Raw genomic sequence first — 25909 nt, forward strand, 5'->3', positions numbered from 1 at the left:
TCGACCGGGAAATAGGTCGAAATTCGAACATTAAATCGCGCAAAATTTCGTAAAACAAAGAAAGCCAGTGTCTTGCGGCACTGGCTTTCTTGTTATACGGAATATAATAAATACAATAAATTGTCTTAATCTCCGGGATTTTCCGTGATTTCCTCGTCCCGCCGGCTTCTTCCTGGCGCACCCAATCGCTCGAAGGTGCTTTCCGGTGGTGGACCGAAGCGTCCGCGCCCCTCCGCTTCGTCGTCGGCGTCGTAAGCTTTGATGATCGCCTTCACGAGCCGGTGGCGCACGACATCCTCGGCGGTAAGGCGTATGATGGCGATTCCCTTAATCGGAGCGAGGATATTTATCGCCCGCCTTAGGCCGGATACCTGATTACGGGGTAAATCCACCTGGCTCAGGTCACCGGTCACGATGCACTTGGCGGAGGGCCCCAACCGCGTCAGAAACATTTTGATCTGCGAGGTGGTGGTATTTTGGGCCTCGTCCATAATCACGAAGCAGTTGTCCAGCGTCCGGCCCCGCATATACGCGAGGGGCGCGATTTCTATTGTGCCGTCTTCCCGAAACTTGTCCAGCCGCTCCCGGGGGAGCATATCGTCGAGGGCGTCGTAGAGCGGGCGCAAATAGGGATCGATCTTGTCTTGCAGGTCACCGGGTAAGAAGCCGAGGCTTTCTCCCGCTTCCACCGCCGGCCGGGTAAGGATGATCTTTTTGACCAGCTTATTCTTCAGGGCGCGGATAGCCAGGGCGACGGCCGTATAGGTTTTGCCGGTACCGGCGGGCCCGACGGCAAACACGATATCGTTGGCCTCGGCGGCCTCGATCATCACGAACTGATTCGGCGTACGGGCCTTGATGGGCTTACCGTTCCGACCGAACACGATGGTCTTGTTCGCACTGCCGGTACCCAAGCGGGTCTGAAAGGGGTTCTCCCCCGCCAGCAGGTCCTCCACGGTGTGGGTGCTGAGTTCGCGGTTATCCAACAACAGCCGCATCATCAGTTCCAGATGATGCTTGATCTTTTGGGCTTCCGGTTTTTCGGCCTTAATCTTGATGTTCGTCCCCCTCTGGGTGACGGTTGCCTCGGGATAAGCCGACCGAATCAGGTTCAGCTTATTGTTGTTTTCCCCGAGCAAGGAAACGGGATCTACCCCGTTGATTGACATTACGATTTCGCTCAAACGATTGATTTTTAGCCCCGTGGACGGTTACGGGGCAATTGATCTACTTAACTACCTACGGGAGGGCAAAGTTTCAGACTTTTACCCGGAACCTTAGGGCGTTTAGGCCGCTCACCGACTGGAGCGGATCGAGGGACAAGTGCTCCACGTCACCGTCGATATAGCCGGCCTGGTGCAGGTAATGAAGGTAGTCTTCGTATTCCTCTAGGTCCTTGTCTTGCATGTATACGATACTCACCATACCCGGCTGGGTCAGGCGTTCCGCGCCCTGGTGAATAGTGGCCTTATCGATCCGCTTCTTCAGGATTTCGTACCGCACGTTGTAGTCTCCGTCCACGTCGAAACGCTTCTCGTCCATCCGGAAGCGGATGTTCAGTGTAGACGTATAGGCGAAGATCAATTGTGCCGTTCGCAACGGCATCGGCAGCTGCGGGGTCAGCTCGGCTGCTTTCCGCGTTAGCTGGCACATGTCCACCAGCTGGGAAAGCCGCAGGTTGCGCAGGTGCAGGTCGGTGAAGCGGTGTTGTTTGAGGAGGCTCTGCCCCACGTACATCTCGTACTCCACCCCATCCGTTTTGTACTTTTCGAAGTAGTGCGGGAGGACCTTCTGGGCCGCCTGATCCCGTTCGGAGAGAAAATCACCGATCATCCGGTTGAGGCTGTTGACGCTCGATTCGTAGTCTCGGCGTACCCGGTAGAAGAGCCGCAGATCGGCATCGAGGTGGCTGAGGTAGTCGGCCACGAGTTCGCGTAATTCGGGAAACGATTGTCCGAGCTGCTCGACCAACGGAGTAAGCTGGCGGTGAATGAAGTCGCCCATTTTGACCTCGTGGCTGTTATCGAATTCCGCGAGGCTGGTGCGCAGGTGAACGTCCATCGTCAAAATCACCTGGTTGATAATCGGAAACTCGACCAGGTCGAGCGCACGAACCAGTACGAAGCGCCCCGCCCGGAGGTTGTCGATCAGATCCTGGTAAATGGCGGCGTTGCGCAGGTTGCTGCTGCCCACGATATCCAACTGTCCGTATAAAGGATAGACCTTTTTAAAGCGGATCTCCTCGGCTACGGGTGGCAGCCCTTCTTCCTGCCGCTTAAGAATATTGAAGGCCGCCTCGGTAAACCGCCATTCCACGGTAGGATGCAGACTGGTGTATTGCTCCCGCAGGATGACCTCGATCCGGTTGTTGATGTACTCCCGGCTACGCTCCACGGCCGTCCGGAATAGCCCCCGGATTTCCTCGAATTTGGATTCCATGAAGGCATTGAGCACGTTCGGCTCCGGGCTGGCTAACTCCACGATGCCGATCACGTGTTTTCCCTGACTTAACAGGGGAGCCAGGAGGAGACTGCGGTAGCCGAGGTCGATGAGGCGTTCTTCGAGCAGGGTGGGGGCGGAGAGGTCGCGCAGGTCCTGGACGACGAGCATTTCCCCGGACTTAAATACCCGTTCGTAAATACTGCCCGCGTAGGCCGGGTCGGTCAGGGTGGCGACCTCGTCGGCCAACAAGTTATACCGGATGCGGTACTCGTGGTCGACGGCCCGCTCCTGGGGGTAGTCCACCGCAGTGAGGCCGAGTTGCAGGTGCGGGAGTTGGAAATGCAGGCGGACCAGATTGGCCAACTCCTTGACCCGCTCCACGTCGAGGACGGCATCGCGGCTGATCAGCCGGTGCTTGAGTCGGCTGAGGCTTTCTTCCGCCGTAACGTCGTGGAGCTCGGCGAGGTGGAATCCGTGGAAGCTGAACACCTCCGGCGGAAGCAATTTCTGCCAGAGTTCGGTATCGTGTATGTTGTTGAGCAGCCGTTGAATCTGGACGTCCCGGAGTTTCGGCAGCTTCCCCTCGACCTTCACGGCAACGTAGTCGTGATTGAAGATGGGTTTGTAAAAGCGCGTGAGCCGGGTACGCGGGTCCGGTACCGTCAACATGGCCGTCGGGTCGATATCCAGTTCCACCCCGTAACATTGCTTGAGGATGGTACAGCCCACGGTCACCATGTGTTTATTCCATACTTCCCGCGCTCCGCCGCCAAACGTATAGCAGACGTCCTGCTGCCCCATCAGGGCGTTCAGGCTTTCACTGGCGAACAGCGGTTGCATGGTAAAGGGCAGGGAGAATTTGTAGAGTTGGGAACCACGCTTCTCCGGCGATATCAGGAAAAGCATAATCAGATCGACCAAGTCCTGGTGGCGGTCGAGCAGGGAAAGGTCGTGAATGGGCTGGCGAAAGGCGGGGACTCGCTCCACCTGCCGCAGCACCTCCGCCGCGAGAAAGCGAACACCGGCGGTGCCTTCCTCCGCCAGTAAGGTCACTTTTTCCAGGATCCGTTCGAAACTGAGAACCGAAGCATAGGGAATGACGAAGGGGTCAAAGCCCGGGCCGTGTGGCTCGGTTTCGTCGAAAACTACCGGAATACCCGACTTGCTGTCCCGCTCACGGACTGCGATCTCCAGATTCATTACTGAATAACGCGGTGGCGACAAAAAGGCTGACCCCTAAGCGCGAATCGCCTTAATACCAGGAAGCTCCTTGCCTTCCAGCAACTCGAGCATGGCACCGCCGCCGGTCGATACGAAGCTGACCTTGTCGGCCAGGCCCGCCTGGTTGATGGCCGATACCGAATCGCCACCCCCGATGAGGCTGTACGCTCCGTTCGCTTCGGTGGCATCGGCCACGGCCTCCGCGATGGCGTTGGTGCCCTTGGCGAAGTTTTTCATTTCGAAAACGCCCATCGGGCCGTTCCACAGGATGGACTTACTCTTGGCGATCACGTCGGAAAAGATGGCTACGGATTTCGGGCCGATGTCCAGCCCCTGCCACTCGTCACCGATCTCTCCGGCGGGGACTACGTCGGATACGGTGTCGTTGCTGAATTCCTTACCCACCACGGTGTCAACGGGCAAGTAGATCTTGGTGCCCTTGGCTTCGGCCTTCTTCAGGAGGTCGAGGGCCTTGTCGGTCTTGTTCCGTTCCACGAGCGACTGGCCGACCTTCCCGCCCTGGGCCAGGCTGAAGGTGTAGGCCATGGCACCCCCGATGATGATGTTGTCCGCGAAGTCCAAGAGCTTCTCCAACAGCAAAATCTTATCGCTCACCTTGGCACCGCCGACGATGGCCGTGACCGGGTGGGTCGGGTTGTTGAGAAGCTTATCGGCTCCGTCCAGTTCGGCACCCATCAGGAAGCCGAAACTTTTCTTGTCGGCGTCGAAAAATTTGGCCACCGTAGCCGTGGAGGCGTGTTCGCGGTGGGCCGCCCCGAAGGCGTCGTTGACGTAGAGGTCGGCCAGGGAAGCCATGGCCTTGGCCAGGTCCGCATCCCCCTTTTCTTCACCGGCGTAGAAGCGGGTGTTTTCGAGCAGCAGCACCTGCCCGGGTTCGAGGGCCTGGACGGCGGCTTTAGCGTCTTCCCCGATGGTGTCTTCCACGAATTCCACCTGGCAGCCGATATTGTCCTCCAGCGTGGCGACGACGGGGCGCAGGGTGAAGGCCTCCTTGTCGACCGTGCCGTCTTCCAGCTTTTCCTGCTGGGGGCGACCGAGGTGGGACATCAGGATTACGGCGGCACCGTTCTCGAGTAAGTATTTGATGGTCGGGGCGGCTTTTTCGATGCGGGTGGCATCGGTCACCGTTCCGTCTTCATCGATGGGAACGTTGAAGTCCACCCGTACGAGCACGGTTTTGTCTTGAAGGTTCAGGTCTTTCAGCTGCATGGGGAATAGAAGATTACCGGTAAAAGAAAACCGGGGCGCCCCGTTGTGGTGCGCCCCGGTTGGGTAGGTTGGATTAAAGGCTGGAAATACGTTCGCAGAGGTCGGCGAGGCGGGCGCTATAGCCGGCTTCGTTGTCGTACCAAGCGACCACCTTCACGAGGCTGCCGGATACGATGGTCTGCTCCTTGTCGTAAAGGCTGCTGTACTTGCTGCCGACGATGTCGCTGCTCACGTAGGGGGCGTCGACGTAGGCCAGGATTCCCTTGAGGGGGCCGCTTTCCGCTGCCTTTTTGAAGGCTGCGTCGACTTCTTCCAGGGTCACGTCGCGCTTGACGATCGCGGTAAGGTCGGTCAGCGAGCCGGTGGGCACGGGTACGCGCATGGCACCGCCGTCGAGTTTACCGTCGAGGTGGGGGAGTACCAGACCGACGGCCTTGGCGGCACCGGTAGTGGTTGGCACGATGTTGAGGGCGGCGGCACGGGCGCGACGCAGGTCCTTGTGGGGACCGTCCTGCAGGTTCTGGTCGGCGGTGTAGGCGTGCACGGTGGTGATGAAGCCTTTTTCCACGCCGAAGGCGTCGTCCAGCACCTTGACCATCGGGGCCAGGCAGTTGGTGGTACAGCTGGCGTTGCTGTAGATCTTGGTTTCGGCGTCGATGACGTTTTCGTTGACGCCCAGTACGACGGTGGCCACCTTTCCCTTCGCGGGGGCGGAGATCAGCACTTTCTTGGCTCCGGCTTTCAGGTGAAGGCCGGCGCTTTCCTGGTCGACGAAGCGACCGGTGCATTCCAGCACTACGTCCACGTCCAGGTCGCCCCAGGGGAGTTTGCTCGGGTCGGGCTGGCTAAGGGCATCGATCTTCTTGCCGTCGATGTAGATATTGTCGTTGTCGGAGGTCACCTCCCCGGGGTAGTTGCCCTGTACGCTGTCGTACTTGAAGAGGTGTGCGAGGGTGGCATTGTCGGTAAGGTCGTTGATCGCGACGACGTCCAGCCCTTTTTCGAGTAGGTTACGAAGGGTAATACGTCCGATGCGACCGAAGCCGTTAATTGCAATCTTTGCCATAAGTAGAGGTGAATTTTTTATTGGGATGCGCTTGCCGTGGAATTGGCGGGCGGCGGGGCGCAGGGGCCAAGCCAATCCGGCACGGAATCTAGATAAAGGTTAGCCCGCCACATTGTTCAAAGGTAGCATGCTTAGTGTAAATATTACGGTTAGTCGGCGCCGGACTGCGGCTTATTTGCCCGCGCAGCACGGATTTCCGCTGCGTTTTGCTCCATTGCTGCCTCTGCGGTTGTGGTTTGGCTATTCCGATTCGGACACGCGAAGGTGCAAGCACGCTTCGAGGTCCTAGTGATTTTAGTGCTCGACTGCCCTATTCCGCCCAGATGCCCGTCTCCAGCGTCCAGTCGTAGTTTTCGTACTCCCGGTCTAGGTTTTTGTTTGCGTCCTCCAGCACTCCGTACGCCACCAGGAAATCGTCGACGCCGCCGCGGTCGCGGAAATCGCCCCGGAACCAGGAGAAGAGGGGGGAGGTAACCAGCACCCGTTGGCCGTCCCGCTCCTCGACGGTGGCGTGCTCGGCGAGGTAGGCACGCACCCGGGTGTCGATCTGCTCGTCGTAGGTTTCGGGGCGGTAGATCGCTACCGGCGGACAATCGCTCGCCCCGCAGTTCAGGGCGAAGTGAATGCGGGAGTCTCCTCCTTTTATGCGGAAGGTGCGGCTGAACTTGTCGGTGAACAGTTGGGGAATGAATCCCAGGCCCAGGCGGTTCTCCCCGCCGCGGATGATGCCGTGCTCGATGTCATTGGGGCTGAGCGCATGGCCGGCTACCGTAAAGCGGGGTGTACTGAAAAAGGCACTCCGATCGTCGTACCGGGCCGGTTCCTCCGTGAGCAGGTACTGCACCATACCATTATATACGTTCACCCAGAAGGCCAGCTTTTCGCTCCGGGTGTCGAGGGCGGCGGCCAGGTTGCCGGGTTCGTAGGTGGCGAGCCGGTCCACGATATCGTCTACATCCCGGCCCACCTTCAGCCCCTCGAGGAATTGTTGGCTCAACTGGTTCGGGCTGGTTTCCGGGTCGAAATTCGTGTCGGCCTGGTAGGTACCGCAGGCGGTGAGCAGCAGGAGGGATAGGGATAGCAGTCGGTACATGGTCGCGGATTGTATGGGGCTAACAACTGCTCCGCCCTTTGGCTCACCGAGCCTACGGGGTAATAGGGCGCCGGAGCGCGGGTGGGAGGCCGGACCGACCGGACCGGCTGCCGCTCGCTCACCCTGATGCGTCGACAATGCGTTACCGCGCGGGTAAAGCCGTGCTTGCCGGGTAGCGATTGGCCACCACGGACTGCTCGGCGGGGCGGGGTTTTGGCTCGGATTCGAGGAAAAACAGGGCGATCGCCAGAAGGATCAGAAAAAGGTAGGCGCTGATGCGTTGGGCAAGGTTCATAGTGTAGGGTGTGAATAATAGGGTAGGAAACGGAACAAGGGGATCAGGGGGCGGCGAACCGCAGAAAGTTCCTGGATCCCTATCCTCAGCGCTGCAAAATTAGGGTGTTTCGGTACGCAGGACAAGCTTCAGTCATAGATTTAATTCAGGCTTATTCTGCGCTTTACGGCCCAGCCGTTTCCGCGGGGGAGAGCGGGCTACTCGAAGGAAAGCCGATGGGCGAAAAAGGGCAGCATGTCGGTAGGTACCCGTCCTTCGCGGGTGAAGATGCCGCTGGTGTGGGTGCCGATGTACTCCTCTGCCTGATGTTCGATGCCGACATTCTCCAGTCGCTGGCTGAACATCTCGCACTGCCGTACGAAGCGGTCGCCGGCGTTGCGGCCCCAGTCGAGGGCAATTCCGCGGAGCGATTGCAGCTGCGTCAGGTGGTCGGGGATCATGTGCACCGGCATTTCGGCGTACCACTTCTCCAGTACCTCGGGGTGCACCACCAGGCTGTCGTTCCGGTAGGTGAAGGGGACGTCGGCGTAGAAGGGGGGCTTATCCGGATTGGGGGACCAGGCCCGACCGAAGGCGACGATCACTTTGGGGAAGTAGGATTGCATAAGGTCCTCCATCGTCTCGATGCCGGCGAGTTCCTGGTAGGTGGGGCCGTTCGGGCCGTATTCGCCTACGACGGTGAGGGCGCCGGGGCTGAGGGCGTAAACACTGCTGAAGGTCTGGGGGTAGCGCATCGCCAGCTTGAGTGCCCCGTACCCTCCCATGCTGTGGCCGGTGACGCCGCGGCTGTCGCGCCGGGCCAGGGTGCGGTAATGGGTGTCCGTATACCTCACCAGGTCTTCGGCCATGAAGGTTTCCCAGTTGCCGAAGTGCTCGGAATTGCTGTAAAAGCTGCCGTCGATGGCGGTGCGGTTGTCGGCCACCACCAGAATGAAGGGCGGAATCTTTCCCGAGGCGATGGCGTAATCCAGGACGTCGATCATCTGGGGGGTCAGGGTATGGTCGTTCAGGAAACCGTGCAGGTAATAGATTACCGGGTAGCGGGTGTCGTCGGCGTCATAAGTCGGGGGTAAGTAAACGGACACCGCCCGGGTGGGGGATTCCCCGTACGCATTCTCCAGCGCCTCCGAGTAGAGGGAGTCGACGACCACCCGGCCGGCTCCCGCGGCGGACTGGGCAAACGATAGCTGGTTGCAAAGCAGGCAAAGGGTAAGGATCCGGAGCATTCGACTTGGTTTGGTCTCAAGGTCGGTAAAATCACGGGACCGCTCTCCGTCGCCGGCCTGCATTTCTCCCGCGCCCCGTCGCCATAAATTTCGGACCGGACCGGCCAACATCGCGCTCCCGGGGGGTTATAGGGGTATGCCTGCTTCCGCCGCCCTTTCCGCTGTCCTACTTTTGCTCCTGCTGATCGGTTGCGGGGAGCCGGGTGCCAAAACGCCAATAGGGGCCCCACCCCCTCCGCGCGATCCACCCGCTACCCTGACGGACCGGGAGGACGTACCCGACGCCGCCGACACCCTGCCACTCGCGCGAATCCGCGACCGCTACGCGCGGGTCCAACGGCTGCTCGACGGGGGAACGGTCCGCGCCGATACCCTGCGCACGAACTGCCGAAACCAGGACGGGGAGTTTTTCCTGGTGCGCTACTTCGACGGAGCGGACCTCATTATGCTGCGCACGACTACCGGCATCGGGCACGCCTTCACCACCAAACGGATGTACTTCGATGACGGTACGCTCTTCTTTGCCTGGCGCCAGGACGAGCAATTCGGTCCGGCCGATCCACCCGACGGATCCGAGGACATGGGCTGGACGAGTGAATACACCGAAACGCGGTATTACGTCGCCGACGGTGTGGTGATCCGCCAACTCACGAAAACCTACGAAACGCAGAGCTGGAACGACACCCTGTCTTCGGACGCCATCCCCAACACGCCGGTGGAAGCCGCTGAGGGGAAGCCCTTTCCGGATGGGGAAGCGCTGGCGGATTGGAAGCGAGGGAAAGTGGATTGCTAAGGGGCAGGCCGGTGTCCGCGCCGTGGATCGACGTGGAATGGGTAAGTTTGGAATCCTGCCGGAGGATGTCCCGGAAATAGTAACCGACAATCAAGATCATGTCCAACAGAAGGGCCTTCATCAAAAACGCCGCCCTCGTGCCCGCCGCCCTGGCGGGAAGTGCGGCGCTTGCCCACCCCACCAAGCTGCCCGCCGACGTGCCCGACACCCTGACCGTCCTCTTCCAGGGGGATTCCATCACCGACGCCGGCCGCGACCGGGCGCGCACCGAGCCGAACGATTCCGGTAACATGGGAGTAGGCTACGCCCTGCTTGCTTCCGCGATGCTGGTCGGAGAATACCCGGGCACCGATCTGACGTACTACAACAAGGGCATCAGCGGCAACAAAGTCTACCAGCTGGCCGAGCGCTGGCAGGCGGACGCCCTTGACCTGGAACCGGACGTGGTAAGCATCCTGATCGGCGTTAACGATTTCTGGCACATGCTGAACGGCAACTACGACGGCACGGTCGAGGTATACCGCGACGATTTCCGGGCGCTGCTCGAGCGGACGCGGGAGGCCCGGCCGGAAGTGAAGTTCATCGTTTGCGAACCCTTTATCATACGGGGTGGCAGCGCGGTGGAAAGCGAGCGGTGGGAGAGCGAGTTTCCGGCCTACCGGGAAGCGGCGCGGGCAGTGGCTTCCGAATTCGATGCGGCCTGGGTACCCTTTCAGCGGGTGTTCGACGAGGCGCTGGAGGATGCCCCCGCCGAGCACTGGAGCCACGATGGCGTACATCCGAGTCTGGCCGGCAGCTACCGGATGGCCCGGGCGTGGATGGAAGCCTTTAAGGAGTTGTGGTAAGCCTTTACCCGAAGCGTTGGTAGTGTCCGGAAATAAAAAGGGCCCGGGCGAAGCCGGGCCATATCAAATTGACACTATGAACAAACACAAATACGATGATGAAAAACAGCATCGAGCAGGGCAATAGCCCTTGGGCACCAGGGTGTCAAGATGGTATTTCTGACGGATAATAGGTGGCTCTCGAAACTGATACCTACAGAATAATCTGCATGATATACTTCTAAAACGGCCGTTCCGCAGGCCATATTGCCAGTGTTAACAAATGATAATTGCCGGCCATAAAAAAGCCCCGCCCGGAAATTCCGAACGGGGCAAGTAGAAGTGTTGTGTTAATGTGTAAGTAGCCTCTCAAATGTTATTCGCTTACCGGTATTAGTTGTCTATACAACTGTTGGGGCGGCGCGGAAGTTTCGTATTAAGAATTAAAGTATCGGGACGGCCGCTTCCGCTGGGTCGTGCGGTGCCCACTACCGCTGCGCGGTGCTAGGGGTTGTCGTCCCTTCCGATGGGGTGGCTGCCGTTGCCACCCCGTCCGGGGCGAATGCGCTGGGCGTTGCGGCCGGGAGAGACGGCATACCCATTATAGTCGGCGAAGAGGTAGAGTAGCGACAGGTAGAGTCCGTAGAACATCTGGGTGGCAATCGACGACCAGTTTTCCTGGAAGCTCGATCCGAAGATGAGGATGCACACCAGCGCCACGCCCGCCGCGGACGACCGGCGCATCGCGGCGCCGAGGATCAGCGACAGCCCGAGCACCAGCTCCAGGAAGGGGAGTACGTAGGCGAAGCCCAGCGCGAGTCCGGTGGGGAAGAGCGTATCCTCGAAGCCGCCGGCCATGCTCTCCGCGAAGGCCTGCAGTTTAAAAATCCGCACGAAACCGTGACCGAAGAAACTGAACCCGATGGGCAGGCGGGCGAGGGCGTAGGCGGCGGAAGCTTGGGTCATGGTAGCGGGAGATGAAGGATTTACGGGATAACGGGGTGGGGGGCGGCGCAGGTTCGGGAAGGGCTTGGGCGGCGGGGCGCGGGAAGTGTGCTTGCCCATCGCTTCCGGTGGCCATGGGACCTTGCTGCCCACTCCGCTGGAGGTTCTCCTGGGTTTGCTGCCTTTAGTTTGTCGACCTCAACGAGTCAAGTGGCAAAAGCAGCCTACACCTCCCCTCGCACAGCTGTGGAACGCAGCCGCCGGGTGAAACCGATCTATGGGTATGGAACCGCTCCGCTGCCGCCGTAAATTGTACCGCTGAAGGCGTGGACGGCCGCTTTGGGAGGGATCCCGATAAAGCCCACCTGCCTTCAGCGAAATAGGGGTATCGCCCCGCACCGCGATGCCCTGCCGTACCTGCTCTTCCGCGGCCACTGGTAGTGGCTAGACGCGTAAGCTTACCGAAGGCCATACCGGCAAGAGCAAATAATAAGTTGCTAGCGACCGCTCGGTTGCATCCGGCGATTCGCTTTGCATGTATGGAAAGAAATGACTTAACCGGTTGATTATGCAAACAGACCAAGATAAAAGCGGAATGCACCCGGCGGACCCGCGTCCAAGCCCCTTTGCTCAAACCTACTTCCACGGCACGAAGGCCGATCTCCAGCCCGGAGACCTCATCACCCCTGGCTTCAATTCAAATTTTGGTCAGCGAAGAAGCGCCCGGTATTGCTTCCTGACGGCTACCCTGGATGCCGCGATCTGGGGGGCTGAGCTGGCTGTCGGTACCGGGCGGGAGCGGATCTACCTGGTCGAGCCGACGGGGCCCCTGGAAGACGACCCGGATGTAACGGACCGGAGGTTTCCCGGCAATCCCACGATGTCCTACCGGGCTACCCAACCATTCAAGGTCGTCGGTGAAGTCACGCTATGGCAGGGACATCCGGCCGGGCAAATCCGGGCCATGAAGGACAGCTTAGCAAGGCTAGGGGAGCAGGGAATCGACTCCTTGAACGACACGGAATAGCGAAGCAGGCCGCCAATGCCGAACCGCTAAGGGGTAGTTTTCGCCTTGCTACTGGTTCGGAAAGGCGAAAGCGTTGCGGTGGCGTATTCCTGGTTGGTTTCCCCAACTCCCGCGGTCCGTCGCCCAGACGTTCGCCAGCTAGTTTTCGTTGATCCGGGAATGGATGAAATCGTCGCCCGCTTCCCGCCCGTCGATACGGAAGGAGAGGCCGAAGTCGATGAAGTAGTCGGTTAGGCCATCCCGTCCCTGCCAGCCGGCGGAGACGTCCAGCAAGAGATTGTCGCCCACCAGGCGGCCAAATCCGCCGTCGAAGTTGGCGGTGGCCCCGTCACTCAGGGAGCCGTACATCTCGACGAAGGAGCTCCAGTTTTCGCCGAGGGAAAAGCCAAGGGCCGAGGTGTAACCCGTGGTGCGGGTGTTGTTGCCGCTCCAGCTGCGATGGAGGTTAAGCGTAAGCCCGGTAGCCGAAGTCAGGCTCCAGCCCGCGCTCACGATGAAGTTGGCGCCGGTATGGTCGCGACGAAAGGCTTCGTCCTGGGCGGTGAGGAGGGCGCGCCCCTGGACCGCCAGGGAGGGTCGCCACCCGGCATTTTGTAGCAGGTTGTAGCGTAGCCCCAGCTGGGTATTGCTGATACCCCGCTCGCGGGTGGTGCGGCCATTCGCTGCGGATGCTACGGAAGCGCCCGCGATGACGCCGCTAAGCTCCAGGTGATCGAGTAATCCTACCCGGATGACGGTGGTTTCGGTCAGGTTGGTGCGTTTATCCGCGCCTTCCCCGATCCAGTTGACGTTTAGCCCGGTCTGTATTTGGTAGACTCGTCGTCCGACGGTTAGCCCGCCGATGGACTGCCCCGGCCGGCCCGTCACGATGGTGGGGCGGTACTGGGCGGCCAGCAGGACGGGAAGGAGGAGGCAGAGGAACAGTTGGGCAAATTTCATGGTCACATAGCAGCCCGTTCGCACCCTTTGTTCCGATGGCGATAGCCGCGAAGGGGTGTCTTGAGCCCGCCGCGCTTCGGGATTCGGTGACGAAGCGGCGGCCATCCGAACCGGGTACGGCAGGGAGTGGTTATGAACCCCCAAAGGAGAAAAATGGAAAAACCCGTAGTCATCATCAGCGGTGCCGGTCAGGGCATCGGTCGTGCCACCGCCATTTACCTGGCCGAACGCGGGCACCGGGTTGCCCTGCTGGAGCGGGACGAGGAAGCCGGCCGCGAAGCGCTGGCCGCCTGTGAGGCGCGGGGAGAAGCCCACTTCGTGGCTACTGACGTAGCGGAGGAAGCATCCGTCAAGCAAGCCATCGGAGAAGTAGTAGACCGGTGGGGGCGCCTCGACGGACTGGTCAACAACGCCGGCTTCGCCATCAACAAACCGATCGAAGTCCTTTCGCTGGACGAATGGAACCGGGTCATCGATACCAACCTGACCGGCGCCTTCCTCTGCACCAAGCACGCCGCTCCTCACCTTCGGTCCCGTCGGGGGGCGATCGTCAACCTGTCCTCTACCCGCCGGAAGATGTCCGAACCGGATACGGAAGCTTACTCCGCCTCCAAGGGGGGCATCTTCGCGCTCACCCACGCGCTGGCCATGAGTCTGGGGCCGGATGTACGGGTAAACAGCATCAGTCCGGGCTGGATCGACGTGACCCCCTGGCAAAAGGAAAGCGAGCGGGAGCCGGCGGAACTGAGCGAAGCGGATCACGAACAGCATCCCGTCGGCAGGGTAGGGGTGGCGCAAGACATTGCCGCGCTGGTCGAATACCTGCTGTCCGAACGGGCGGGGTTCATCACCGGCCAGGACTTCGTGGTGGACGGGGGGATGACCCGGAAGATGATCTACGTTTGAGGGAGCTTCGTCTCCGAGCCACAGGGGTACGCCCGTCGATCTTGAATCCGCAAGTTGTACCGGGTAAAAGCCTTATCTTGAAGGAAAGGCGGGGGACTTGTACGGCGTACACAAAACGGAACGGAGGATTATGAACACACACGCCGATCAGCGGCAAGCATCCGCCGGACATTCCGCGGCCTCCAGTGTTTCGCATCAGCAGCGGGATAGCGCAGCGGTTCGTCGATTCGTGGATGAGCGCCCGGCAGCCAGGGCCCAAGCAAGGTGGCAAGGCATCGCCGACGGTAGTCCGCGGGTAAAGCAACTACGGTCCGTGCAGGCCATGGCTAATGGCGGAGCGTCGCGGCAGCCCAACAAAACCGGTTTGCCGGACGGGTTGAAAGCCGGCCTGGAAAAGCTGTCCGGCTACGCGATGGACGATGTCCGGGTACACTACGGTTCCCAGCAGCCCGCGCGTTTACAGGCCCATGCCTACGCGCAAGGGACCGCTATTCACCTGGCATCCGGGCAAGCCAAACACCTACCCCACGAAGCCTGGCACGTGGTACAGCAGAAGCAGGGACGGGTGAGGCCTACCTTCCGCCTGGGCGGGGAAGCAATTAACGACGATGCCGGCCTGGAACGGGAGGCGGACGTCATGGGCGCCAGAGCCAACCGACCGGCAGCCGGGCTCGCTGCACCCGTAGGTAGCCCCCACTGTGGGGATTGTGGTTGTGCCAGCTGCACGGGGTCAAGCGAGACGGCCGCGCCCGTTGCCCGCCGGGCGCTATCCGTTGCGGGGTACGTACAGCGAATCGCCATCGATGGACTGGCGCCGGACCTACAAACGGCGCTGGTGGCGGCATACCGGGCGGATGCCAGCAATGGCGACATGTGGGGGCGGGAAAGCGACATCGCGGCTTTAGCCATTGGTTTGGGAATCCGTATCCACGTCCTGAATTTCTCCGCCGATCCGTCGGCACCCGGAACGGATAACGTCCAGACGTACGGCGGGGGCGGCAGGCCCATTTATTTGCATTACTCCGGCGACCACTACGACGTGCTGGAACCGGCGCAAAACGGGCTTTATGCTAATGCGACTATCGGTCAGCGGTTTCGCCGGTTTCCGATCCCGGGCAACGGGAACTGCCTCTTCGCCGCGATCTGGCAGGCGGCCAAAACGGAAGCCGAAACGGCCCGGAGGGTAGCCGATCCCGACGGTAATCCCATTAGCAGTATGGACGAAGGGCAACGTTTTCTTCGCGCGTTCTGCCACGGCGGCGATGCTCCCCTGGTGCCGGAAGCCGCCGTCCTGCAGGAGATCGCAGCGATGGATGACGGGCTGTCCGACGAGCACATCGGCCCCCACCTGACCGCTGGCCTGCTGCCCTATAGCGTCGCTCCGGAAGGCGACGCGGGCCAGGTGCGGCGGCGCCGAAAAAAAGGGAGGAAACATCGGGTAAAAAAGAAAAAGAAACCCCCGGCTAGCGCGCTCCCCGTTGCGCCGCTGAAGGCTGCGGTGCTGTCGGCGAAGGAAGCCACTGCCAGGCTTGCAAAGTTTAAATCGGCGCCGGATTACTGGGCCACCCTGGCCTGGACCCCGATCTCGGAGTACGCGATGAAGGCGAACCTGCCCCGGGAGGACCCCTTGTTCGCGGCGATTCAGGCATCCGTATCGGCTGGCATTGCCAACCAACCCTACGTTTCCGGTAAGGGGGAGAGCACCCGGATGGAGGTGGTCGAGAAAGCGGTTGCCGCCCTGAAAGCCAAGAAGAAACTGTCGGAGCAGGAAGTTGCCAAGCTGAAGACCCTGGAACGGCGGCTGACGGAGAAACAACGGGGCGGCGCGCCGCCCCCCCGGTCCCGACCGGTGGAGATCGACCGCATCGAGGTCATCGCCAACCAGCGCCTTTGGAACGCCTACCAGGCGGCCAATCAATCGATTCGGGCGGACCTCACCCAGCGCAGGGACACAGACCCGCTCAATAAAGTGAAATTCGCCGGGGCGAAGGACCAGACTTTGGACGACAGCGTAGGGGAAAAGCGGTTATTTCACGCCTCCTCTCCCGAGATCCTGGATATGATCGAAACGGGCGGGTTCAATCCGGCCTACTCTGCTAATAAGGCGAAACCCGGCGAGAAACCCCGCTACGGGCCGCTCGGACAAGGCGCCTACTTCGCCGACGTGATGTCGAAGGCCATGACCTACACCCAGTGCCCGGTGTGCTCCGACTACGACTGCCAAGTGCATAAGGAGGAAAACTCGGAGATATTGCTGAGCCGCGTGCTGCTGGGGCATGTGAAGAAGGCCCACTCCTTTTTGCAGCCGGGGAACCTCCGGGGAGAGGATCTGTCCATGGGCAAAGCCGGGCGGCATTCCGTCTACAGCGAAGGCATAAAGGGATCAAAAAACCTGTTCACGGCGGCCTCCGGTCTGAACGAATACGCCGTGCGTCAGGCGGCGCAGACGTATCCGGAATTTCGGATTTACTACAAGACCAAGTAGGACGCGGACAAGGGTCCGTTGAGCGTCGCGCCCTCCACGTGCCGGATCCTAGAGTACGCTTGGTGTATCCCCCCTGGCGGGTTTAAACGAGCGCTTTGGGGTAGCCGGGGCCGCAGATTCTTTGCGCCGGAGCGCGGGAGCAATATCTTGTCGTAAGCTTAATCGTCGATCCATGCCCGTTTTCATCCGCTACCCTTACGGTATCCTGTTCCTTCGTTTACTGCTGATTGGCTTCACCCCCTTGTCGGCCCAAACGCCCGAAAGCTTAGAGCGAACTCCCTGGCCGGCCCAGTGGATCGCCGTACCCGGCACGGATCCCGAGGCCTACGGCGTTTACCTTTTTCGCAAACAATTTACCGTGGAGGAGCCGCCGGTGTCCTTCCCCGTTTACGTCTCCGCCGACAACGACTACCAACTCTACGTGAACGGTAACTTCGTCGCCCGGGGGCCGGCCAAGAGCGACCTCGACCACTGGAATTACGATAGCCTCGACCTGGCTCCCTTTCTGACCGCCGGCACCAACACCCTGGCCGCCCGGGTTTGGAACGCGGGCCCCTTTCGCCAAGAAGCGCAGATCACCTACCAGACCGGTCTCCTGTTTCAGGGAGCCACCCCGGAAACGCGGGCAGTCAATACCGACACCAGTTGGGTAGGGCGGGAGGATAGCAGCTACCGGCCCGTGCCGGTGAGCCCCTACGGTCCCGGCCCGGGCCGAATCGGGATGTACGGCTATTACGTGGCCGGCCCCGGCGACCGGGTGGATATGGCACGGCGGGTCGTTGGATGGGAGCAGGCCGATTTCGACGCCGGCGGGTGGCAAGCCGCCCGGGCGATCGCGCCGGGGGTACCCCGCCATTCGGTGGGCATGGACGCCCGGGAGCCATGGCGGCTGGTGGCCTCTCTGGTGCCGCAAATGGAGCGGAGGCCGGAACGCTTCGCCGCCGTCCGCCGGTCAGCCGGAGCGACCGTTCCCGATGGATTCCTTTCCGGCTCGGGTAGGGTAACGGTTCCCGCCCGCACCACGGCTACGATCTTGCTGGATCAGGGCCACCTGACCAATGCCTTCCCCACCTTCCACCTGGGCGGGGGGGCGGGCGGCCGGGTGGTGATCGTCTACGCCGAAGCGCTCTACGAAGCCGACCTGCGCACCAAGAACGACCGGGACGTGGTGGAGGGAAAGTCGATCCTCGGTCGGCAGGACAGCGTGTTTACGGATGGCTCGGCGGACCAGCTTTTCTCCCCCCTTTCGTACCGCACCTACCGCTACGTGGAGCTGCGGATCACCACCGGGGCCGATCCGCTGACCATTGCCGACATCTCGGCGGTAGCGGTGGGCTACCCCTTCGAACGAACGGCCACCCTGGAAACCTCGCTCCCCGAAATGGATACCATGCTGGACATCGGCTGGCGGACGGCCCGGCTGTGCGCGATGGACACCTACATGGACTGCCCCTACTGGGAGCAGCTGCAGTACATCGGAGATACGCGCATTCAGGCACTCGTGTCCCTCTACAATAGCGGTGACGACCGCCTAGTCAGGAACGCCCTGAACCTCATAAACTACAGCCGGCAGCCGGAGGGCATCACCCTGAGTCGCTACCCGACGAACATCAAGCAGATCATCTCTCCGTTTTCCCTCTGGTACATCGGTATGTTGCGGGATTATATGTGGTACGGCAGCGACCGGGCCTTCGTAGCGGACAAGCTCTTCGGTACCCGCCAGGTACTGGACTACTTCGGGAAGTTCCAGGCGGCGGACGGTTCCCTGAAGCAGCTGCCAAACTGGGCGTATTCCGACTGGGTGAACGCGTGGAGACGGGGCGAGCCGCCGAGAAGCCAGGCGGGCTTTTCCGCGGTTCTGGACTTACAGCTGCTGCTGGCCTACCAGAACGCCCGTCAGTTGGAGACGGAGCTGGGCATGCCGGTCTTCGCGGAACTGTACGCGAACAAGATGGAGCAATTATCCGCGACCATCCGGGACAAGTACTGGGTTGCCGACCGCCAACTCTTTGCCGACAACGAGGACCGCAATTCGTATTCCCAGCACGCGAATGCCCTGGCGATCCTGGCGGGCGTTGTACCGGAAACGGAACTGGAGGCACTCGGGCGGCGGTTGTTGCAGGAAGATGATCTGGCCCCCGCCTCGATCTACTTTAAATACTATTTACATCAAGCGCTGACGCGGGCCGGCCTCGGCGACGATTACCTCGACTGGCTGGACATCTGGCGGCGCAACATCGACCTGGGCCTGACCACCTGGGGGGAAGATTCCGACGTGGAGGATACCCGCTCGGACTGCCACGCCTGGGGGTCGAGTCCGAACATCGAATTCTTCCGCACCGTACTGGGGATCGACAGTGCGTCGCCCCACTTTAAAACGGTCCGCATTACGCCCCACCTCGGGGAAATCCGTGCAATCGCGGGGGAGATACCGCACCCCGCGGGGAGCATTGCGGTGGCGTACGATTTGGACACAGGGGAGGCGCGGATCACTTTGCCGAAGGGCATCACCGGGGAATTCGTGTGGGCCGGCCGGTCGGTGGCGCTGGCCGATGGGGAGAATGTGGTGGACATGTAGGTTGAAGCATCCACGGAGAGTTGGTGGGCGGGGCATCTCCACCCGGAGGGTACCCGGCCTTTGGCGTATTTACGGGCCGAGGACAATCTAGGGTCGAGACTTTCCAAGTCGAGATGCGACACGGGGAAGCTCGGCCCCGAGGTAAATATCATCCACGGTGAGTTGGTGGGCGGGGTATCTCAACCCGGAGGGCACCCGGCCTTGGAGTGGTTGCAGCGGCCAGGAACAATCCAGGGTCGAGACTTTCCAAGTCGAGATGCGACACGGGGAAGCTCGCCCCCGAGGGAAAAATCATTCACGGTGAGTTGGTAGGCGTGGCAGCTCCGCCCGGAGGGCCTCGACCTTGGATCTTGGCGTGGATAGTGTTCCGTTCCAGGGTCGAACCCCTTTCAGGGTGAGCTAGTGTACGTGGTTTCTCGGCACGGAGCGGGCCCGGTTCCGACGGATCGAATACTGCATCGCGTGCCCAGACAAGTGGGGCGCTACGAATCCAAAACGACCCACCCCCGCACCATCCCCGCCCCACCGGGTTAAGTAGGTGAAATCAAGCACCCACCCATGCTGCGCAACGCGACCAACCTACTTATCACCGGAACGATACTGCTCGTTCTGATCACGCTATCCCATCCATCGCTTTCTGCTCAGACCGCGGACCTGCTCGTGGTCAATAAGGTGCCAAACACCTCCGGCCAGCCCGGTAGCCTGAGTTTCATCGACTACGCCGCGGGGAAGGTGGTGGCGACCGTGACCGTAGACCGGGAACCCCACGAGGTGGCGCTTACCCCCGACGGGAAGTACGCCCTCGTAGCCAACACCGGCGGTTACGTTACCCCGAATAACACCCTTTCGCTGGTGGACGTGGCGGCCCGCAGCGTGCGGCATACCGTCGACCTCGGCGCGCTGTATACGCCCCACGGACTGGCCTACAGCAAAGCGAACGGGCTGTTTTACTTCACGGTGGAGGGCTCCCGGGCCATCGGTGCCTACGACCCGGAAGCCAATGAGGTCGCGTGGATATACGGTACGGGCCAGGCGGGATCCCACATGCTGCTGATCAGCGAGGACGGCCGCACCATTGTCACCGCCAACCGCGAAGACGCCTCCGTATCGATCCTGAAGCTGGAGGGCGACGATCCCCTCGCCGCGGCGGCCTGGAGTGGCACCATCGTTCCCGTCGGGGAGCGGCCGGAAGGTTTGGCCTTCGCTCCGGGGGAAGCAATGGTCTGGGTCGGCCTGCGGAGTGGCGACGGGCTGGTGCTGGTCGACCCGGAGGAGGAACGGGTTGCCGAGCGGTATCCCATTGCCGGGCATTCGGTGGCGCGGTTGCTTTTTACCCCCGACGGCGCCACCCTGCTGGCCGCCGATCCGAACGAGGGTAGCGTGCTCTTCATCGACCCCCAAACCGGGGCGGTAGCAGCGACCGTGCCCGTAGGGTCCACCGCCGCATCGCTGTTTCTGGTGCCGGGGGGCGAAAGCGTGCTGGTGGGCGTATCCGAAGATGATACCATCGCGGAGATCGACCTAGCCACCCGCGAAGTGACCCGGCGGCTGGAGAGCGGTCCCGACCCGGATGCGATGGCGTGGCCGGACAAGGAGTAATAGACCGCTAGACCCAGCAGCACAACCGGTGCCGGAATAGGACTGGCCGGTTGAAGCGCTTTGGGGTGGGGATTTGGTTTGTTCCCGCGCGCCGGCGCCATGCTTTTGGTACCGGTCCCATCAGCGGGAAGACCGGGCGAGAAACAATAAGCTTTATAAAATAAAGTTCTTTGATATATTTGCAGCTTACCCTTTGCTTATGAAGCTCTCCGATCGCCTTGACGCGCTCCACCACCGGATCTATGGCAACCGGTGGCTGCGGTACTTCACCTATTTCTGCCGTTGGACTTTGGCCCTGGGTTTCCTGATGGCGGGCTACGTGAAGGTGATTGGGGAGCGGTTTACAGACCTCCCCGTTAAGCACCCGATGGGGCATTTTTTGCAGGGCTTTTACGAGACCGGCTATTACTACACCTTCGTCGGCGTAATGCAGATCGTGGCGGCGGTGTTGCTCGTGATTCCCCGCACGACTACGCTGGGGGCGGTGATCTACTTTCCCATTATCCTTAATATTTGCATCCTCTCGTTTTCGGTGCGCTTCGAGGGCTCGCTGCTGACTTCGCCGCTCATGGTGTTGGCCAATCTTTATCTGCTGGGGTGGGATTACCATAAGTGGAAGTATATCCTGCCCTTTCGCCGATCCGTAACCGACCGTGCCCTGCCCGGACCGGTAGAAGCCGACCACCGCTTTCCCTTCGCCTTTTTTGCCGGGGTAGGGATTACCGTCGTGCTGGTAGGGGTGATGACCTTCAGTATCTACAACATCCGCCCGCGGGTGCACTACCGCGACTGCAACGACCAGTGCGCGACCAGCCCGGACCCCGTCGCCTGCGCCGCCTTTTGCGATTGCGTGTACGAGGAAGGGGCACCCCTGCGCGATTGCGTGGCGGACTACGAGCGGGCGCTGGCGGCAGAGAAATGAGCGCGGGAACTAACGTGCAGCGCCATTACCGGCTGACTGAGGCCGGCAGCCAGACCCGCATCTTATTGACCCCGCGGTTCGACCAGGCGTAGTAGGGGATGGCCATTAGTCCGTCGTTTTCCACCACGTTCACGCCGCCGAGCAGCTCGGGGCGGAAGGCAACCGAATACGTATCGCCCGGGGCCACTTCGATCCCGTCGTAACGGGCTTCGTTGTCGATGCTTTCCACGGCGTAGACGATGGGTCCGTACTCGAGGGAGACTTTGCCCCGGTTTTCCGCTACTTCCTGGCTGGCGACCACCTGGCGCACTTCCAGCGGGAAGTCCAGCTCCACCCGGTCGCCGGCCTTCCATTCCCGGCTGAGGGTAACGTAGCCGTTGACGATGGGGGCTTCGGTAAGTAGTTCGCCGTTGAGGGTGACGGTCGGCTCGCCGGGCAGTTCGTTGGCGTAGTCGTAGAGTCCGCCGGGCAGTACCTCGTTGCGCGCCCAGCCCGGGATGCGCAGTTTGAGGCTGAAGGGGCCGGCGGTTTCCGGGGTGACGGTCAGGTCGACCTGGCCGGTCCAGGGGTAGCGGGTTTCCTGGCGGAGGGTGACTTGCTGGCTACCCAGATCGATGTCGGCTTCGCTGCCGGCGTAGAGGTTGACGTAGATCGTATCTCCCGATTTCGCGTAGATCAGTCCCGGCACGGCCGGCAGGAAACGGATCAGGTTGGTGGGGCAGCAGCTGCAGTCGAACCAGTCCTTTCGGGTGCAGGCGCCCTGGTTGAACTCGTACTTCCCGTCGGATTCCAGTGGATTGGGGTAGAAGAAATGGGTGCCGTCGAGCGCCAGTCCGGCGATCAGGCCGTTGTAGAGCGTCCGTTCCAGCACGTCCAGGTACTTGACGTCGCCGGTGAGGGCGTGCAGCCGCTGATTCCAGTACACGCTGCCGATGGCGGCGCAGGTTTCGTTATAGGCGGTCAGGTTCGGGAGTTCGTAATTCTCGCCGAAGGCTTCGCCCTCGTGCAGCGCACCGATACCGCCGGTGACGTAGGTCTTTTTTTCCACCATATTCTTCCACAGCTTGTCGACGGCCAGGCGGTAGTCGGCATCTTGCTGGATGGCGGCGATGTCGGTCATGGCGGCGTACATGTAGACGGCGCGGACGGCGTGGCCGACCACTTCGTCCTGCTGGGTGACGGGTAGGTGATCCTGGGAGTACGAACCGAACAGCTCGTGGGTTTCCGGATCACCGCGGTGGTCCAGGAAATAGCGGGCCAGGTTCAAATAGTCTTCGCGACCGGTGAGCCGGTAGAGCTTGATGAGCCCGGTTTCGATGATCTGGTGGCCGGGGACGGTGTGAATCTTGTCGTCTCCCTCGCCGAATGTCCTGACCATCAGGTCGGCGTTAGCGAGGGCGATGTTGAGGAAATTATCCTTACCGGTAGCCAGGTGGTGGGTATAGGCGGCTTCGTAGAGGTGGCCGGCATTGTAAAGCTCGTGGCTGTGGCTGAGGCCATCCCAGCGTTGCCCGTCCTCCACCGGCACCCAGGGGGCGGGGGGCGAATCGGGATCAATGGTGCGCCAGGTGGTGAGATAGCCATCCGCTTCCTGGCCGGTAGCCACGATGGCGATAAGGGAATCCAACAGGGACTCGAGTTGGGGGTTCGGGGCGCTGATGAGGGAATTGGAAGCTCCTTCGATCACCTTGTACACGTCGGTATCGTCGAAGGGCATTTCCCCGCGGACCTCGCCCTCCATTTCCCCGCCGGCGATGAGGAAGTTCTCCAGCCGGCCCTCTTCCTCGCATTTGGCGATGGCGTATTCAATGGTCTTTTCCTGCACTCGTTCGATGATGGGGAGCCAGAAGTCGTCGGTGACCTTCACGTTGCGGATATCCACCGGGGTGATGGGGTAGCCGGTGTCGGGCACCGTAGTGGAGCGCGCCTCCGTTTCCGGCGCGGACGTCTGGCAGCCCAGGATAAGGGCCAGCAGGATGGGAAGGATCGATTTCATGGTATGCGACTTTGAACGTATTAAGGTAGTGCTTTATGGATCATTGTCAGTACGACAATTATTGAACGCGCCGGTCAGCACCCTACTTCATGTATTCCACCGGGGCGCGTCAAAGCGAATAGGGAATGCTGTTCCCGAAGGAGCCGTAAGAACGTAGTCGCGCCGCTGATAAGGGGCCGGCCGACAGTTAGCGAAATGCGTTGAAAGCGGCTGGAACTTCCCGGGCGATAGCTGAGTTGAAAGGTCAATCCGACGAATAAAACACCCACGCTATGACCCGTTCTACCCCCAAGAAAGGCAGTACCCCCATCGATCGTCGTCAGTTCGTAAAGGCCGGTGGCGGTCTGCTGGCGCTGTCCGCGATACCGACTTTTTCGCATGCTACGGACAATCGGTTGCCGGCTAGGAAACTCGGACAGACCGGCCCGATCGTAGAAGGTTTCCCGCCCGCCGAGCTGGTGGGGCGCCCCCGTCCCCAGGGCCTGGAACTGGGCATGCCCCCCGAGGAGCGCATCGGCTTCGCCATCGTCGGCCTGGGGAGTTACGCTACGGGCTACATCATTCCCAATCTTAGCGGTACCAAAAATGCGAAGCTGACGGCCCTGGTTTCCGGCAACGAAGAGAAACGGAACGCGGTAGCTTCCACCTATGCTATCGCCGACGAACACCTGTACGATTACGAGACCTTCGACGCCATCGCCGAGGATCCGGACGTCGACGTGGTGTACATCATCACGCCGAACGTTTTTCACCGCAACCTCGTGGAACGGGCCTTCGCGGCGGGTAAGCACGTGCTCTGCGAAAAGCCAATGGCTATCACCGCCGAGGACTGCCAGGCCATGATCGACGCCGGCAACCGGGCCGGCAAAAAACTGATGATCGGCTACCGCGCCCAGTTCGACCCCTACAACCTGAAGGCGATCGAACTGATTCGTGACGGCCGCATCGGCACTCCCTCCACCCTGGTGGCCGACCACGGCCATTTGCTCCCGCTTGACGTCCCCAAGAACCAGTGGCGCGCCAAGCAGGAGGTGGCCGGCGGGGGTAGCCTCTACGATATCGGCATCTACAACATCAACGGGGCCCGCTACCTGCTCAACGAGGAGCCCTACGCCGTGCGGGCCAAGTACCACGAGGGCTCCGGCCGGCCGGAGGTGACCGTGGAGGAGGAGATCGAGTGGCAGATGTTCTTTCCCTCCGGGGTGATCGCCAACTGCTCCTCGAGCTACCTGACCACGAACAACAAGCGCATCCACGTGCAGGGCGACAAGGGCGAGCTCACGCTGGACCCCGCTACCAACTATTATATCCGGTCCCTGAAGATCACGGATCGCAGCCAGGAAAATCACCACATCGAAGAGATTCAGATTCCCAATCCCAACCAATTCGTACCCATGCTCGAGGAGATGGCCGCGGCGGTATTGGAAGACCGGGAGCCGAAGACGCCGGGTGCGGAGGGCCTGCAGGACGTCAGGATCATGGAAGCCATTTACCGCGCCGCCGAAAGCGGGGAAGAAGTGACCATCAGCTGAGGGATAATAAGCGGGGCGCCGGAGCGCGGGAGCAACGTACCTCCGCTAAATCGTAATGCTTTCCCCCATCTCCACCAGCCCGTGAAAGCCGATACCCAGCTCCTCCAGGTAGGCCCGGTAATTCTTTTGTCGCGCTTCCACGAAGTAGGGCTTCGCGTAGCCGTCGTGGACGGCGAACACCGCCTTCGGTTCCATCCGCTTCATGAATTCGAAGGCTTCCACCTCCTTCAGGAAAGGGGCCATGATCGGGCAGAACAGCAGCTCACAGCCTTTGAACCGCAGCAGGTCGTCGCTGAAGGAATCACCCGGGTTGAGGATGGTGCCGTTGATGAGGAAGGCGGTCACCGTGGGCACCTTTTCGGAAAGGATCGGCTGGTGGGCTACCGGTAGGGCCTCGAGCTGGAAGGCGCCGAATTGCCGCTTGCCTTCGTCGAAGACGGTCACCTCGATGGCGTCCCGCTGCAGCCGATCGGCTACTTCCTGGTTGCCGATAATCTCCGGTTGGTGACTGGCGATGATGGTTCGGATGGCCGGTCCGTACAGGTGATCCGGGTGATCGTGGGTGATGACGAGGTAGTCGATGTCGGGGAGTTCCGCCGCGTTAACCTCCCCGTTCGCGAAGCTGAAACTCCCGGGGTCGAAAAGCAGGCGCTCGTTTTCGTGCTCGAGCAGGAGGCAGGAGTGGAGGTATTTGGTGATTTTCATGGGCGTTGTCTTGATTGATCCTTGCTGTAACTGCTGGCGGACGGTGGGGGTTGTGGGGTTGTGGGTTGTCGGGTGTTGGTTTTCG

At 61.0% G+C, this 25909-nt stretch carries 20 protein-coding genes; 9 read left to right on the forward strand and 11 right to left on the reverse strand.

All coding sequences use genetic code 11. The annotated features are described in order from the left end of the window. Positions 1–125: 125 nt before the first annotated feature. The 7 genes from CLV84_RS04865 to CLV84_RS04890 all read right to left on the reverse strand — a co-directional run bounded on the left by CLV84_RS04865 (position 126) and on the right by CLV84_RS04890 (position 8573). Positions 126–1184 carry a PhoH family protein gene (locus CLV84_RS04865; protein WP_245911381.1) on the reverse strand — a complete coding sequence of 353 codons (1059 nt, stop codon included), beginning with the start codon at positions 1182–1184 and terminating at the stop codon, positions 126–128. A 73-nt stretch (positions 1185–1257) separates the two neighbouring features. Next, positions 1258–3642 (reverse strand): GAF domain-containing protein, encoded by a 2385-nt coding sequence (locus tag CLV84_RS04870; protein WP_104418604.1) that lies wholly within the window; start codon positions 3640–3642, stop codon positions 1258–1260. Between the two features lie 36 nt (positions 3643–3678). Beyond that, positions 3679–4893, reverse strand: a complete 1215-nt coding sequence (locus CLV84_RS04875; protein WP_104418605.1) for a phosphoglycerate kinase — start codon at positions 4891–4893, stop codon at positions 3679–3681. A gap of 73 nt (positions 4894–4966) precedes the next feature. Then, entirely contained in the window at positions 4967–5959 is a 993-nt protein-coding gene (gene gap / locus CLV84_RS04880) for a type I glyceraldehyde-3-phosphate dehydrogenase (RefSeq protein ID WP_104418606.1), read from the reverse strand. Positions 5960–6269: 310 nt separating this feature from the next. Further along, on the reverse strand, positions 6270–7052 hold the full coding sequence (locus CLV84_RS04885; protein WP_104418607.1) for a DUF547 domain-containing protein: 783 nt from the start codon (positions 7050–7052) through the stop codon (positions 6270–6272). Between the two features lie 142 nt (positions 7053–7194). Further along, a complete protein-coding gene (locus tag CLV84_RS21730) occupies positions 7195–7347 on the reverse strand; it encodes a hypothetical protein (RefSeq protein ID WP_170067575.1) in 153 nt (50 codons plus the stop codon). A 197-nt stretch (positions 7348–7544) separates the two neighbouring features. Further along, entirely contained in the window at positions 7545–8573 is a 1029-nt protein-coding gene (locus tag CLV84_RS04890) for an alpha/beta hydrolase (protein ID WP_104419510.1), read from the reverse strand. A gap of 136 nt (positions 8574–8709) precedes the next feature. Here CLV84_RS04890 and CLV84_RS04895 point away from each other — a divergent pair, with 136 nt between their 5' ends. Beyond that, a complete protein-coding gene (locus CLV84_RS04895; RefSeq protein WP_104418608.1) occupies positions 8710–9366 on the forward strand; it encodes a hypothetical protein in 657 nt (218 codons plus the stop codon). Between the two features lie 98 nt (positions 9367–9464). Further along, on the forward strand, positions 9465–10211 hold the full coding sequence (locus CLV84_RS04900; RefSeq protein WP_104418609.1) for an SGNH/GDSL hydrolase family protein: 747 nt from the start codon (positions 9465–9467) through the stop codon (positions 10209–10211). A 483-nt stretch (positions 10212–10694) separates the two neighbouring features. On the opposite strand, the gene CLV84_RS04905 is transcribed toward CLV84_RS04900, so the two are convergent. Continuing rightward, positions 10695–11156, reverse strand: coding sequence for a DoxX family protein (locus CLV84_RS04905; RefSeq protein ID WP_170067576.1), 462 nt, complete (start codon positions 11154–11156; stop codon positions 10695–10697). Positions 11157–11730: 574 nt separating this feature from the next. On the opposite strand from CLV84_RS04905, the gene arr reads away from it, so the two are divergent. Next, entirely contained in the window at positions 11731–12162 is a 432-nt protein-coding gene (gene arr, locus CLV84_RS04910) for an NAD(+)--rifampin ADP-ribosyltransferase (RefSeq protein WP_104418611.1), read from the forward strand. Positions 12163–12300: 138 nt separating this feature from the next. Here the strand turns inward: arr and CLV84_RS04915 are convergent, their stop codons facing one another. Further along, positions 12301–13101 carry a transporter gene (locus CLV84_RS04915; RefSeq protein WP_170067577.1) on the reverse strand — a complete coding sequence of 267 codons (801 nt, stop codon included), beginning with the start codon at positions 13099–13101 and terminating at the stop codon, positions 12301–12303. A 153-nt stretch (positions 13102–13254) separates the two neighbouring features. Here CLV84_RS04915 and CLV84_RS04920 point away from each other — a divergent pair, with 153 nt between their 5' ends. The 5 genes from CLV84_RS04920 (at position 13255) to CLV84_RS04940 (ending at position 21591) form a co-directional block, all read left to right on the forward strand. Then, positions 13255–14007 carry an SDR family oxidoreductase gene (locus CLV84_RS04920; protein WP_104418613.1) on the forward strand — a complete coding sequence of 251 codons (753 nt, stop codon included), beginning with the start codon at positions 13255–13257 and terminating at the stop codon, positions 14005–14007. Positions 14008–14137: 130 nt separating this feature from the next. Further along, the gene (locus CLV84_RS21735; protein WP_170067578.1) at positions 14138–16492 is read left to right on the forward strand and encodes an eCIS core domain-containing protein; all 2355 of its coding nucleotides are present in this window, start codon (positions 14138–14140) and stop codon (positions 16490–16492) included. Between the two features lie 172 nt (positions 16493–16664). Continuing rightward, positions 16665–19070 (forward strand): alpha-L-rhamnosidase-related protein, encoded by a 2406-nt coding sequence (locus CLV84_RS04930; protein ID WP_104418614.1) that lies wholly within the window; start codon positions 16665–16667, stop codon positions 19068–19070. Between the two features lie 558 nt (positions 19071–19628). Beyond that, positions 19629–20669: an NHL repeat-containing protein gene (locus CLV84_RS04935; RefSeq protein ID WP_104418615.1), complete on the forward strand. Its 1041-nt coding sequence runs from the start codon at positions 19629–19631 to the stop codon at positions 20667–20669. Positions 20670–20868: 199 nt separating this feature from the next. Further along, a complete protein-coding gene (locus tag CLV84_RS04940; RefSeq protein ID WP_104418616.1) occupies positions 20869–21591 on the forward strand; it encodes a DoxX family protein in 723 nt (240 codons plus the stop codon). Positions 21592–21616: 25 nt separating this feature from the next. Here CLV84_RS04940 and CLV84_RS04945 read toward each other — a convergent pair whose 3' ends face one another. Next, the gene (locus CLV84_RS04945) at positions 21617–23587 is read right to left on the reverse strand and encodes a glycoside hydrolase family 127 protein (RefSeq protein WP_104418617.1); all 1971 of its coding nucleotides are present in this window, start codon (positions 23585–23587) and stop codon (positions 21617–21619) included. Between the two features lie 272 nt (positions 23588–23859). On the opposite strand from CLV84_RS04945, the gene CLV84_RS04950 reads away from it, so the two are divergent. Beyond that, positions 23860–25119, forward strand: a complete 1260-nt coding sequence (locus CLV84_RS04950; protein WP_104418618.1) for a Gfo/Idh/MocA family protein — start codon at positions 23860–23862, stop codon at positions 25117–25119. A gap of 45 nt (positions 25120–25164) precedes the next feature. On the opposite strand, the gene CLV84_RS04955 is transcribed toward CLV84_RS04950, so the two are convergent. Next, positions 25165–25824, reverse strand: a complete 660-nt coding sequence (locus CLV84_RS04955; protein ID WP_104418619.1) for an MBL fold metallo-hydrolase — start codon at positions 25822–25824, stop codon at positions 25165–25167. Positions 25825–25909: the final 85 nt, after the last annotated feature.

The organism is Neolewinella xylanilytica (assembly GCF_002934605.1).
GTDB classification, from domain to species: Bacteria; Bacteroidota; Bacteroidia; order Chitinophagales; family Saprospiraceae; genus Neolewinella; species Neolewinella xylanilytica.